The following is a 16,230-nucleotide window of genomic DNA, read 5'->3' on the forward strand; positions in this document are numbered from 1 at the left end:
AATTGAATATTCCCGTTAAAAACCCAAAAAAATATAGTATTAAAAAATCTGGCGAAAACAAGAATTATTTTGAAGGGTATAGCATCCCATTTCTTAAAATCCTACGAATTTATTAGCGTAACGTTTTTGACATTTTATCAAAAAAAAACGCTGTTATCCCCTAATGGTATGATTACTATCGATTAACGACATTACGTTATCGACAAAGTAATTTTAACACTTTTCACCATACTCTTACAACAAATCCATAGTTTAAAAATTAACAAAAACCGCAATAATTCAACTTTTAAGAATTTTAAATTATTTGCACTTAAATTATTGATTTTCAGTATTTTATACTTTGAAAATTAAAAAATGTTAAAATTTTAAATTTTTTTTGAAAGAAAATTACTGCAAACAAAAAACCACAACTTTTACTTACTACACAACAACAATTTAATTATAAGTTTTTATCAGCGTTATTTTGTCATTATACGTTTACTGGCAGATTTATAGCCGTGGACGTACAGTTTTGAACGACGAACTAGAAAGTTCAATTTTAATGAATAATCTATCTCAACAATGTTCAAAGTTTGACATAAAAACAATTTGACCAGTTGCCGTACATATCTATAAAAAATTTGTTCGGCCAAAAGTTAAGTGTAAGAAATGGTAGTTTCTGATAATCGACCTATGACCAAAAATTTTATTGCAGTATTAACCTGTATTTTGTTTTGCCTTTCCAGTACCGTAACATTTGCTCAGTGTTTTAACGACAATACAAGTTTTGAAAGTGGTACTACCGAGTATGACTTCTATGACGGGTCATACATTGAGAACGACCCTTCATATGTATTAACAGGAAGCTCCGCTGGTGCAATGCCTTCGGTAGGAGATGTCATCGAGACCGTCTATTTACCTATCAATACCAACGATGTTATTGATTTATCATTCTTTTACAATAATGTGGGGAATACAGGAGATATTGAAATTGCCTTGATATATGTTAGTAACTCCAATCAATTAAGAGGAGTAAGCAATTTTGTAATTCCCAGTGATGGCTCTGGAGCCTATAAAAATGCCAATTTTACCGATACTGCTCCAGGTGGATCTAGATGGTTTTATTTACAAGTTACCAACAGCACCAATGGACCTGTTTACCTAGATGATATTTGTTTATCCATGGTTGAAGAAATTTGTGATAATGGTATCGATGATGACGGTGATGGCTCTATTGATGAAAATTGTTTTAGTATTTCTGATGCCAGTGCTACAGAAGGTGGCAATATGACATTTACCCTATCAACAACGACTAGGTCTCTTTTATCCAGTAAAACGGTAAACCTTATTTATAGTAACTTAACCACAACAAATGCAGATTTTACTGGACCATCTGCAGTAACAATTCCAACAGGATTTACATCGGTAAACTTTACCGTAGTAGCAGAAGATGATGATTGGGTAGAAGCGACGGAACAACAATTTGAGATACATTTTACCAGTAATGATGATATAGAAGTTAATTATAGTAAACGAAAGGGAATTGGTACAATTACCGATACAGATGTGGCCTATGTCACAGGTGGCAATTATGATGTCACCGAAGGGGGAACAATAAGCTACGGACTTACTTTGTCCACAGGAACAAATACAGGCGGTCAACAATATGTTGGCATAGAAGATGCCTATGCGGTAGATTTCCAAGTTTTGGAATATACGGGTTCTGTTAGTCCGGCCAGTGATGGCACGGATTTTAATGCGTTTACCACAACAGCTACTTTTCCCGCTGGATCGGTTGCAGGATCCCAAATTTTTATAGATATCCCTACAACGGAGGATTCTTTAGTAGAACCTTCGGAAGAATTTCATGGTGTAAAATCACAGAATTCCGCAGAGTCCACTAAATATGGCTCTGGTCCTTCAAGAGTATCCATAAATACGGAAAGTTCTTCGTTAAGAATACATGACAATGATGCGGCGACCATAAGCATAACGGATGCTAGTGTTATGGAAAATATAGGCAATGCCAATATTACCTTTACATTGAACGGTGCCGTTCAGAATCAGTTTGATATTGACTATGCCACCGCGGACAATACAGCCCTAGCTACAACTGACTATACTACCAATACTGGAACTATCTCTTTTGTTGGTACTGATACTGAAGCCCATATAGTTAGTATTGGCATAACCAATGATTTGGTGACCGAACTACAAGAGAGTTTTACTTTGAACCCAACGTACAACCCTTCAACGGTTGCTTTGACCAATTATGTCCCACAACAAATTAACTTTACCCCTACGGTTTCTACCATTACCATTGAGGATGATGACCTTGATACCGATAATGATGGAATTAGGGATGCCGTTGATATTGATGATGATAATGATGGTATATTGGATACGGTTGAATGTAATAATATATCCTATGTAGAAAATGGTGATTTTGCAAGGTATATTACAGAAGTTCCGGGTTGGACATTGAGCGGAAATCAATGGCTTATAGATACGGATAGGGCAATGTTTCCTGATTGGAACGGTATAGGTAATGCCGATTTTTATCAAACCGTAACCGTAACTCCCGGAGAGACATATGTACTGTCTTTTGACATTGGCGCTTTAAGACGTGATCCCGTTCCTGTTGAAGTAAATCTTAATGTACTGGTAGACGGAGCACTTGTATATACTGAAAGTTCAGAGGAAATTATTAGTGTTAACGGACAAGCTGCATACGGTAACCAAAATCTTAATATGGAAAGGAGAACGGCAACATTTACACCTACCTCATCTTCTGTAGAAATAAGGTTTGTAGGTGTATCCTCTATTGATCCCCATGATGTTGTTTTTGTAGATAATGTAGGTTTTTTAACCTGTAATGATACCGATCAAGATACAATACCGGATGTACTGGATACCGATAGTGATAATGATGGTTGTTTTGACGTTATTGAGTCAGGTGGTTCAGATGCGGATGATAATGGTAATCTTGATGGCGATGGTGTCAACTCTAAAGGGCAAGTTACGACCGGAGGTCTAATTACCGACGGTTATGATGGCATAACTGGAAATGAATTTATTGCGACGGAAATTACCGTAAACAATTTACCGCAAGACCAAAATGTCAGCATTGGTGACCCTGCAAGTTTTACAATAGATTTAGCCGCTAGAAACACTACGGATTTCTCCGCTGGAACACCAGATTTTACTGGACCAGGTAGTTCTGATAGCGCTAGTCAATTTGTATATCAATGGCAGGAAAAAGGTACAGATTTAACTGAAGGAGGCAATTATACCGGTACCAATTCCGCTACCTTGAACATTGCAGATGCCACAGGACTGGATAAAAACACATATACCGTAATAGTATCACACAATGACAATAGCTGTTATTCCACGAGTGAAAGTGCTATTTTATATTTAGTTCCTGAAATAACTATTGATGATGCATCTACTACAGAAGGTTCCAATCATATTTTTACGATTACCGCATCAAACAGTACTGATCAAGATGTTGTTTTTAATATAAACTATTCAAATTTAACAACTACTAATTCAGACTATTACGGCCCTACGACGGTAACACTTTTGGCCAATACGACTTCAGTATCATTTAATGTAGCTACAGTTGACGACGCATTGTTTGAAGGTACCGAAAATTACACCACAACAATTAGCTATTCTTCTGGAGGCAATGTGAATATTATCGATAACGAAGGAGATGGTCAAATTTCTGACAATGATGATCCTGCTCCGGGAGAAGGTATTTCCGTAGCAGATTTTTCCGTTAGCGAAGATGTTACCGGAGGAATCGCAAATTTCGTTTTTACCTATACAGGTCCTGAAGTAGAAAAACCGTTTACATTAGAATACATTGTAAATGACGGTAGCGCACTATTATCTTCAGATTATTTGATCAATGGAGGGAATACAATAACTGGAGTAATTTCATTCCCGGCCAATACTAGAAATGGAGATACACAGAGCCTTGCCATTGACATTATCAATGATACTTATATTGAACCTACGGAAGATTTGACCTTGGACATTACGAACAAGTCCTTTTCTAATCTTATTATCGTAGACAATTCAGCTATTGGAACCATTACCAACGATGAGATTCCTGCAGCAGGAGAAGGAATTTCAATCGCAGATTTTACGGTTAATGAAGGAATTACCGGCCCAAATACTGTTGACTTCGTCGTTACTTATACAGGACCTTCCGTTGAAAATGCATTTACTGTAGATTATGCCCTTGCAGATGTAACCACTACCGCAGGATCGGATTATAGCGCCAGTGCTACTGGAACGATCACTTTTCCTGCAGATACCGCTGATGGAGATACACAAGTCATTACGTTATCAATAACTAATGACAACATCATTGAAGGTGATGAAAGTTTAACGGCTACATTATCCAATTTATCCAATACCCTTTTGACCATTGTAGATGGAAATGCCACCGGTATCATAGAAGATAACGACACCACACCATCCACAGGTTTATCCGTTGCAGATTTTACGGTTAACGAAGCAATAGGTACCGTCAATTTCGTAGTTACCTATACAGGGAAAAACGTTAAAGACGGATTCACAGTAGATTACGCCATCAATAATGGAACCGCTTTATCCGGTCAGGACTTTACGGCAGACCTTGCCAATCAACTTTCATTTCCAGCTGGTACCACCAACGGAACCACAAGGTCGGTAGCCGTTACCATTAATGATGACTTGATTATTGAGGGGCCTGAAAATTTAAGTTTACAATTGTCCAATCTATCAACATCCTTGCTTAATCTAGTAGATCCGGATGCTTTAGGTACAATAACCGACAATGATACCAAAACGGCCACGACAGGTCTTACCGTTGCTGATTTCTCCGTTAACGAGGCTGGCAATACCGCTAACTTTGTCATTACATATAACGGTAAGGAAGTTCAAAACAGTTTTACCGTAGATTATGCTATTACAGATGGTACAGCAACCGTAACTGCGGATTATAATGTTAGTCCACTTACAGACACCTTGACATTTCCTGCTGGTACTCAAGATGGTGACCAATTGACCGTTGCCATAGATATCTTAGAAGATGTAATTATAGAAGGCAACGAAACCTTAAATTTTGCGCTTAGCAATCTTTCTACGACGCTGATCAATATTGTTGATGGCACTGCCGTAGGAACTATTGTGGACAATGATATAAAAACCGCTACAACGGGCTTAAGTGTTGCAGATTTTTCCATTACTGAAGATGGTGGTACCGCTAATTTCGTCATTACTTATAACGGATTGGAAGTACAAGAAGCCTTTACGGTAGATTATAACATTGCCGACATTTCCACAACGGTCAACGCTGACTATACGGCTACACTTACGGATCAAATATACTTCCCCTCAGGAACTTCCAATGGGGACCAAGTATCTATAACTGTTAACGTTATTAATGATAATCTTATAGAGGCCAATGAGCAATTAAGCCTGCAATTATCCAATCTTTCAACCAACCTGATAAATATTGTCGATGCAAATGCAAACGGTACTATCACAGACAACGATAATACGTCGGATAAAGGAATAGATTTTCAAAACTTAACGGTAACCGTTACCGAAGGCGACCCAGGTGATACCGTGGAAGCCAGTTTTATCGTTGAATTTATTGGTGATATAGATACAGGGGAAACCATTGAGGTAGATTATTTAATCAACAACGGTACTGCCGCCAATGCTACCGATTTCTCCCCTCCTGCTACGGTTCAGACATTGACCTTTACCAACTTGACCAAAACAAATACCATTACGGTTCCTATTCTTAGCGACAATACGGTAGAAGCTGTGGAAGATTATTACGTGGACCTTGTAGCTATACGGTCTAATGTAGGTATCAGATTATTGAACAACCGTGCAACAGGAATTATTAATGATGATGATGGGGGTAGTTTATCCGTTGCCGGTTTTAGCATTGTTGAGCAGACCAATTCCATTAATTTTGATGTGTCCTATAGTGGCGACAGGGTTGTTGGCGGATTTACGGTAGCTTATCAAATTACGGACATTTCCACTACTTCTGGGGTAGATTATACGGTAGAGACTTCTTCAACAGGTATTTTAACGTTTACCGGCTTGAATAATGAGGTAAGGTCCGTACAGATTAACGTAATAGGTGATTCCTTTATTGAGCCAAATGAAGACTTACAGATAACGATTTCAAGTCCGTCAATACCACAGGTTACCATTGCGAACAACCAAGCTACGGGTACCATTGTCAATGATGACTCGGGTAGTATTTCCGTAACCGGTTTTTCTGTGGATGAGTACAATACCACCGCTAATTTTAATGTAACCTATACCGGTCAGCCCATAAATGGCGGATTTACGGCTTCTTACGTAATCAACGATGTTACCACGACTTCCGGAACGGATTATACAGTAGCATCACAAACAGGTACCCTAAATTTTACGGGTGCCAATAATCAGGTGTTACAGGTACCGGTCAACATTATTCAGGATGCTATTATAGAAGGAAATGAGACCTTGAACATTACTATCACTTCAATTTCTCCCAATTTAGTAACCTCTTCAAATAGTACTGCTACGGGTACAATTGTAGATATCAACCATCAACCAACTGCTGTTGATGATTCCTTTGTGGTTTTCGGTACAACGGATTTAACCATTTTGGCCAATGATGATTTTGGTTTCGACGGTCCCGCGGGCGTTAATTCACTTCAAGTAGATGCCGCTCCAATAAATGGTACGGTAACGATTATGGACAATGGCACCCCAGGAGATTCAACGGACGATTATTTTGAGTACCTACCAAGTCCGTCATTTAATGGTAACGACTCATTTACATATATAATCACGGATTCTAACGGCTCAACGGATACGGCCACCGTAAATATTTATGTAAACGATACCAATCTAAAGAAAGATTTTGAAATTAGGTATCAAGGAAGTATCAACGGAGATTTTACAATGATCGCCAACAATGTACTTTCCCGTACTAGAACAGGGAACTATAATGGGGAAGATGGCAACCATGACTTTACTGACAATGTCTTTGTTGATATTGATTCTGACCCAACGACCTTTAACTCTACCAATGCCAATTTGGCAAATCCAGAACCAAGCTTGAGCTGTCTTAATATAAAGAAAGCATATTTATACTGGGCAGCGGCAGATAAAGAATATGATGGTACTACCGGTGGTGGTGCCACGGAACCCACTTGGAACTATAACCAGGTGAAATTAATGCTTCCAGGTCAAACGACCTATACGACCGTATCTGCGGATGAAGTTATCTATAGGGGCCGTAATGACCATTTTCAAAATGACCCTTATGTGTGTATAAAGGATATTACGGATGACATCAACTTGCTTGCTTCTCCTTTTGGTACCTATCAAGTAGGTAATGTAAAAGCTACGGAAAGAAGGTTATTATCGCATGGTATCAATAGTAATACCGGTACATCTGGTGGTTGGCAAATTGTATTTGTCTATGAAAACGTATCATTGGACCCAAAAAATATTACGTTATATGATGGGTATGTTCATACGTTTGCCTCTAATGGTGCAGGTGAAACGGAATTTACGTTTAGTGGTTTTGAAACTATTCCAAATGGTGTCGTAAATGGTGATGTAATGATTGGCGCATTAGAGGGAGATAGAGATCTTTCCGGAGATCAACTATTGATTTATGATGCTACAAGCAACTGGTCCAATATCAGCACAGCTTTGAGACCTGATAATAATTTCTTTAATAGTAGAATTACTATCGATGGATTAAACTATGTAAACCGTAGCCCTGCGAGTACAAATACGTTAGGTTTTGATGCCGCCTTATTTCCGTTAACAAATGGAGGTAATCAATATATTCAAAACAATCAAACATTTGCTCGATTTAAGATCACAACAGATCAGGAATCTTACGGACTATACCTCATGGGACTTAGCGTTGATGTATATCAACCAAGTTTGGGTGCCTTAAGCTTAGATGTTAATGCTACCGGTCCTTTTGATGCAGGCGAAGTGGTTCCGTTGACGTTGAATATTACTAACACTGGAAATGATGATATAGAAGATTTAGAAATTACAACCATACTCCCAGTAGAAGCAGACTTCTCTGGAGTAGGTACATTGCCTGCCGGCGTTTCACATTCTTATGACACATTATCAAGAACCTTGACCTTTACCGTTGCTAACGGTAATACCAACATGGGAGCAGATTTTGATATCGATTTTGACATTGTACTTAGGGAACAATGTTATTTCTTGGAAGATGCATGTACGGCAAGTTTTGAAATTCAATCTACAGCCACCTTTACCGGGGTAACAAACGGTAGTACGTATACCACAAATAGTTCCTCTTCTACGGATTCTTGTGGAATTGGAACACATGACCCAACGGTCATAGATGTACAACAACCTGATCAAGTTGCATGGGCAACGGCTCCAAATGCATTGAACAGAACTGTTTCATGTGACAATATTTCAGCTTTGAACAATGCAAACTCTCTGGAACCTGCAACGGCAATCTGTGATTTTACCTTGAACAAGACTGCAGGTGCATTTGTACCATCTGGCTCTTGTCCTACTGAAGGTACATATACCAATACATGGACGTTTACCGATGCTTGTGGAAGGGTAAGTGCTATTTATACCCAAGTAATCACTATTGAAGATAATGACGCTCCAACCTTTAACGAAGCCCTACCTGCGGATACGTATGCGGCACATGACAATATTCCGGTAGCTCCGGTACTATCCGCCAATGATAATTGTGATGCAAATTCTACGGTAGTCTTTACGGAAACTTATGACGGTGACAATACAAGTACATCATATACGATCATAAGAAATTGGTCCGTAAACGATTGTGCAGGTAATAACACCAACCATACCCAATATATCTATGTTAGTGAGAATGGAGACCCTATTGGTCTAAGTATATCGGACATAACGGTTAATGAAGATGCAGGCACGGCAACGGTTGTAGTTACGCATACAGGATCGGTATCCGGTGGTTTTACACTAAACTATACTACTTCTGATGATACTGCACTACAATCCAATGATTATATTGCTCAGTCTAATTTAATTTCTTTCTCCGGTACCAATAATGAAAAAAGGTCTATTACCATTACTATCAATGATGATGACCTAATTGAGGTAATCGAGCAGTTCTTCGTACAGATGAGCAATGGTACCAATACACCACCAATAAACGATAATGAGGGTATTATCACCATTACGGACAATGATAATATTCCAGGTACAACAGGGGTATCTTTTGCCAATAACAATGTAATCGTTACCGAAGGCACAAATAGCTATGCAAGATTTACCGCTACGTTTACAGGAAATATTGCTCCTGGTCAAGATGTCTTGGTAGACTACATTACATCTAATGGCATAGCAGGAGAACCCGATGATTATACGCTGACGCAGGGTACCATTACTTTTAATAGTACTACGAATTCCGCTGATATAGATGTTCCGATCATTGATGACTCCATCATTGAACAAACAGAGGATTTTATATTGACCTTATCCAATATTCAGTCTAACCTAGGTGTTGGCTTTGTTGATCAACAACTTACCAATACCGCAAACGGAACCATAAACGATAATGATAATATTCTGGGAACATCAGGTATTTCCTTTGCCGATGATACGGTCATTGTAACCGAAGGTTCTGAAACGTTTGCAAGGTTTGTGGTAACCTTTACCGGGGCCATTGCACCAGGCGAGGATGTAACTGTGGATTTTGTAACATCTGATGGTATTTCTGCCCAACCAGCTGAACAACCTGACGATTACACATATACCAATGGTACAATAACCTTCAATAGTACAACGACCACGGTCAATATAGACGTACCGTTCAATGACGATAACATCATTGAACCTACTGAAGATTTTATCTTGACCTTGTCCAATGTACAATCTAATATAGGAGTTGGCTTTGTTGATCAACAACCTACAAATACGGCTACGGGAATCATCAACGATAACGATAATGATCCTGGTGTAACAGGAATATCGTTTGAGAACGATAACATTACTGTGAACGAAGCGGATATCTCCGCTACGATCACCGTTCTTCTTACGGGTAATGTACAAGGAGGCTTTAGCATAGACTATACCACTACTCAAGACTCTGCACTGCCAGTAGATGACTATACTGCTGTGTCCGGCACTTTAAACTTTAACGGAACTGATGGAGAAAGGATTACGATTACCGTTCCTATTACCAATGATAGTTTCATTGAACCTACGGAGCAATTTTTCATCGACTTATCCAATATTTCCACTTCGTTGATTGCCATAAACGACAATCAAGGTACGATCACCATTGAGGATGACGATTTAGCGCCAGGTAACGGTATTGACTTTGTCGCAACAAATGTTGAGGTGACCGAAGGTGTTGGTGTTACGGCAGTTTTCGATGTTATTCTTTCAGGTACTTTCCAAGAGCCGTTTGATGTAGCCTTCGAAACAGCTTTTGGTACTGCTACAGCAACAGATTTCATTGCGCAATCGGATATTTTATCGTTCGCAGGTAACAATAATGAAGTTCATCAAATCACGGTAAACATACTTAATGATAATTTTATAGAACCTACCGAAGGATACTTTGTTAACCTATTAAGTACTACAAATCCTTTAGTGCCCATAAATACACCACAAGCTACAGGTACTATCCTTGATGATGATAATACTCCGGGTACCATGGGAATATCCTTTGACGCAGCGGACATCATCGTCACAGAGGGCGTGGGCGTACAGGCCGTGTTCACCGTGAACTTTACGGGTGAGATCGCGCCGGGAGAGGAAGTGAGCGTGGACTTCGCCACCAACGACGGGACAGCCCTGGACGGGACGGACTACATCGCCGACATCGGTACGCTGACCTTCAGGAACGACGAGTACACAAGGACGGTGGCCATCGATATCGTAAACGACAATTTCATAGAGCCGCAGGAGCAGTTCTCCATGGTCCTATCCAACATACAGTCCGACATGGGAATCGAGTTCGTGGACCAGCAGCCCACCAACACCAAGACCGCTACCATACTGGACGACGACAACATCCCGGGCACCACCGGCATCTCGTTCGACGCCGCGGACATCATCGTGACAGAGGGCGTGGGCGTACAGGCCGTGTTCACCGTGAACTTTACGGGTGAGATCGCGCCGGGAGAGGAAGTGAGCGTGGACTTCGCCACAAACGACGGGACAGCCCTGGACGGAACGGACTACATCGCCGACATCGGTACGCTGACCTTCAGGAACGACGAGTACACAAGGACGGTGGCCATCGATATCGTAAACGACAATTTCATAGAGCCGCAGGAGCAGTTCTCCATGGTCCTATCCAACATACAGTCCGACATGGGAATCGAGTTCGTGGACCAGCAGCCCACCAACACCAAGACCGCTACCATACTGGACGACGACAACATCCCGGGCACCACCGGCATCTCGTTCGACGCAGCGGACATCATCGTGACAGAGGGCGTGGGCGTTCAGGCCGTGTTCACCGTGAACTTTACGGGTGAGATCGCGCCGGGAGAGGAAGTGAGCGTGGACTTCGCCACAAACGACGGGACAGCCCTGGACGGAACGGACTACATCGCCGACATCGGTACGCTGACCTTCAGGAACGACGAGTACACAAGGACGGTGGCCATCGATATCGTAAACGACAATTTCATAGAGCCGCAGGAGCAGTTCTCCATGGTCCTATCCAACATACAGTCCGACATGGGAATCGAGTTCGTGGACCAGCAGCCCACCAACACCAAGACCGCTACCATACTGGACGACGACAACATCCCGGGCACCACCGGCATCTCGTTCGACGCAGCGGACATCATCGTGACAGAGGGCGTGGGCGTTCAGGCCGTGTTCACCGTGAACTTTACGGGTGAGATCGCGCCGGAGAGGAAGTGAGCGTGGACTTCGTGACCAACGACGGGACAGCCCTGGACGGAACGGACTACATCGCCGACATCGGTACGCTGACCTTCAGGAACGACGAGTACACAAGGACGGTGGCCATCGATATCGTAAACGACAATTTCATAGAGCCGCAGGAGCAGTTCTCCATGGTCCTATCCAACATACAGTCCGACATGGGAATCGAGTTCGTGGACCAGCAGCCCACCAACACCAAGACCGCTACCATACTGGACGACGACAACATCCCGGGCACCACCGGCATCTCGTTCGACGCAGCGGACATCATCGTCACAGAGGGCGTGGGCGTACAGGCCGTGTTCACCGTGAACTTTACGGGCGAGATCGCGCCGGGAGAGGAAGTGAGCGTGGACTTCGCCACCAACGACGGGACAGCCCTGGACGGAACGGACTACATCGCCGACATCGGTACGCTGACCTTCAGGAACGACGAGTACACAAGGACGGTGGCCATCGATATCGTAAACGACAATTTCATAGAGCCGCAGGAGCAGTTCTCCATGGTCCTATCCAACATACAGTCCGACATGGGAATCGAGTTCGTGGACCAGCAGCCCACCAACACCAAGACCGCTACCATACTGGACGACGACAACATCCCGGGCACCACCGGCATCTCGTTCGACGCAGCGGACATCATCGTCACGGAGGGCGTGGGCGTACAGGCCGTGTTCACCGTGAACTTTACGGGCGAGATCGCGCCGGGAGAGGAAGTGAGCGTGGACTTCGTGACCAACGACGGGACAGCCCTGGACGGAACGGACTACATCGCCGACATCGGTACGCTGACCTTCAGGAACGACGAGTACACAAGGACGGTGGCCATCGATATCGTAAACGACAATTTCATAGAGCCGCAGGAGCAGTTCTCCATGGTCCTATCCAACATACAGTCCGACATGGGAATCGAGTTCGTGGACCAGCAGCCCACCAACACCAAGACCGCTACCATACTGGACGACGACAACATCCCGGGCACCACCGGCATCTCGTTCGACGCAGCGGACATCATAGTGACAGAGGGCGTGGGCGTTCAGGCCGTGTTCACCGTGAACTTTACGGGCGAGATCGCGCCGGGAGAGGAAGTGAGCGTGGACTTCGCCACCAACGACGGGACAGCCCTGGACGGAACGGACTACATCGCCGACATCGGTACGCTGACCTTCAGGAACGACGAGTACACAAGGACGGTGGCCATCGATATCGTAAACGACAATTTCATAGAGCCGCAGGAGCAGTTCTCCATGGTCCTATCCAACATACAGTCCGACATGGGAATCGAGTTCGTGGACCAGCAGCCCACCAACACCAAGACCGCTACCATACTGGACGACGACAACATCCCGGGCACCACCGGCATCTCGTTCGACGCCGCGGACATCATCGTGACAGAGGGCGTGGGCGTACAGGCCGTGTTCACCGTGAACTTTACGGGTGAGATCGCGCCGGGAGAGGAAGTGAGCGTGGACTTCGTGACCAACGACGGGACAGCCCTGGACGGAACGGACTACATCGCCGACATCGGTACGCTGACCTTCAGGAACGACGAGTACACAAGGACGGTGGCCATCGATATCGTAAACGACAATTTCATAGAGCCGCAGGAGCAGTTCTCCATGGTCCTATCCAACATACAGTCCGACATGGGAATCGAGTTCGTGGACCAGCAGCCCACCAACACCAAGACCGCTACCATACTGGACGACGACAACATCCCGGGCACCACCGGCATCTCGTTCGACCCTACCGATGTTATTGTAACTGAAGGTGTAGATCCAGAGGCTATCTTTACAGTTAACTTCACCGGAGAAATTACACCCGGAGAAGATGTGACCGTAGAATATGTTACCTATGACGGTACTGCAATGGATGGTTTTGATATGACGGCACAAATTGGGTCGTTGACATTCAACAATGGAAACTATACCGCAACAATTAATATACCTATTCTTGATGATAGTTATATAGAGCCGCAAGAGGCATTTACGGTAGAGCTATCAAACATACAGTCCAATATGGGGATAGAGTTCCTAGATCTTCAACCTACCAATACGGATACAGGTATCATTAACGATGATGACAATATTTTGGGTACAACAGGTATCTCTTTTGATTCTGCCGATGTCATTGTAACCGAAGGTGTTGATCCAGAAGCAATATTTACGGTCAACTTTACAGGATTGATTACCCCTGGAGAAGATGTTACCGTGGATTTTGCTACCTATGATGGTACTGCTGTTGACGGTTCCGATATAACGGCACAAACTGGTACGTTAACCTTTAACGATAATAATTATAGCGTAACTTTTGCCATACCGATATTAAATGATGAAATCATTGAACCAATAGAGGAGTTTACCACGGTATTATCAAATATACAGTCTAATATGGGGATAGAGTTCCTAGATCTTCAATCTACCAATACGGATACAGGTATCATTAACGATGATGACAGCGATCCATCTACTAAAGGTGTAGAATTTGATCTTACATCCATAACCGTAAATGAGGATGCCGGTACGGTAAGTATAGATGTTGTACTTAACGCACAGGTTCAAGAAGAATTCACTGTTGAATACTATACCGTTGATGCCACCACAATTGAAGGTGACGATTATATTGGCGTTTCAAGAAATTCACAAACCTTGACATTTGGCGGTATTCATGCGAACACACAGACCATTGTCATAAATATTATAGATGATATTATCATTGAAGATCCTGAAAATTTCAGGGTTATCCTAGAGAATATTTCATCACCATTGGTAGGTATACTTTCCAATGATATTACAACGGTGACCATTGTAGACAATGATGGTGATGAAGGTTGGCCTACCGATGTTACTATTGAGGCTTGTGATAGCATACCTGAGGTTTACGAAATCACCTCGGATAGTACATGTGCCATATCTGTAGCGTATGATGAATTAATTGAAGGACAGGATGATGAATGTGCTACGGAATACACAATTACGAGAACTTGGACGGTTACAGATTGTGTAGGCAATGTGCGCACCCACACTCAGGTAATTACAATTGAAGATACCGTTGCACCTACGTTCAACGAAGAATTGCCACAAAATATGACTGTGGAATGCAACATGGTTCCAGATGCGGTAACACTTACGGCTACGGATACCTGCGACCCTAATATTGATGTGGTTTTTGAAGAAACCATTACCAATGATGCCAACTGTGCCCTTGGTTACACTGTTACAAGAACTTGGAACGCAACAGATTGCGCAGGTAATAATGTTGAGCATACACAGGTAATAACAGTTGAGCCCACGGGACCAATTATGACAGAGGCCTATGAAGAGGAAATCTCCATCATATGTGGGGATGAAATACCGGCCGTACCTGAATTGATATATACCGGTGGTTGTGATAATTATGAAGTGGTATTCAATGAAGAAACCCAATATGCCACTGATAGTGATGACTTCATGATCATCAGAAATTGGGAGTTAACAGATTCTTGCGGCAATACGGCATCGTTTGAACAAATCATCTTTGTTCTTCAACCTCAGCTAGAAGAGATAACGATCAATATCTGTATTGAAGACCAGCCAATTGATTTACTAAATTATTTACCACAGGATTTTGACCAAAACGGCACATTCATGATTCTTGAAGGGGATGTGGTCCTTGAACAAAGTTTCTTTGACCCAATGAACCATGAGCCTGGAGAATATAAAATAGCTTACAGTTCTACAGAAGGAACATGTAAGTACTATGTAGATTTTACGGTCTTGATAGATACGGAATGTGTACCATGTGGTAGAGGGGAAATTGTATTGTCCAAAGCGGTAACCGCAAACGGCGATGGTGTCAATGATTACTTTGAGATAAAAGGTGTGGAATACTGTACGTTTAGTTTTGACATTATGATCTTCAATAGATGGGGAACCAAGGTGGCAGAAATTCAGGATTACCAAAATGATTGGGGCGGTGTTGCTCCTAGCGGATCATTTGGTCAATCTGGTATGTTACCAACCGGTACTTACTACTATATCATTACGGCAACCGATAGGGAAACCGGTAAAATACTTGAACCTTTTAACGGATATATATACCTGGGAACCGAATAAAAATAATGTAAAGTGTAATGTTGCCCCTTTGTGATCAGGTCAACATTACACTATTTAAACCTTAACATACATACTTTCTAACACATTCATTTTTAGCATTGTACATAAAATTTATCACGTAATGATTATATCTGATAATAGCATCAGTTCATCGAGTAAAAGGTATAAGAACGAATTTTAC

The 16,230-nt window shown here is 42.4% G+C and carries 2 protein-coding genes; both read left to right on the forward strand.

The genetic code is table 11. From position 1 onward, the window contains the following. Positions 1-672 precede the first annotated feature (672 nt). Entirely contained in the window at positions 673-11,931 is an 11,259-nt protein-coding gene (locus Q2T41_RS04545; RefSeq protein WP_304435108.1) for a Calx-beta domain-containing protein, read from the forward strand. Beyond that, complete coding sequence (locus Q2T41_RS04550; protein ID WP_304435109.1) at positions 11,928-16,049, forward strand: Calx-beta domain-containing protein; 4,122 nt, start codon at positions 11,928-11,930, stop codon at positions 16,047-16,049. Before Q2T41_RS04545 ends, Q2T41_RS04550 begins: the two co-directional genes overlap by 4 nt. The last annotated feature ends 181 nt before the right edge of the window (positions 16,050-16,230 follow it).

Source organism: Maribacter confluentis, assembly GCF_030505015.1.
Taxonomy (GTDB): domain Bacteria; phylum Bacteroidota; class Bacteroidia; order Flavobacteriales; family Flavobacteriaceae; genus Maribacter; species Maribacter sedimenticola.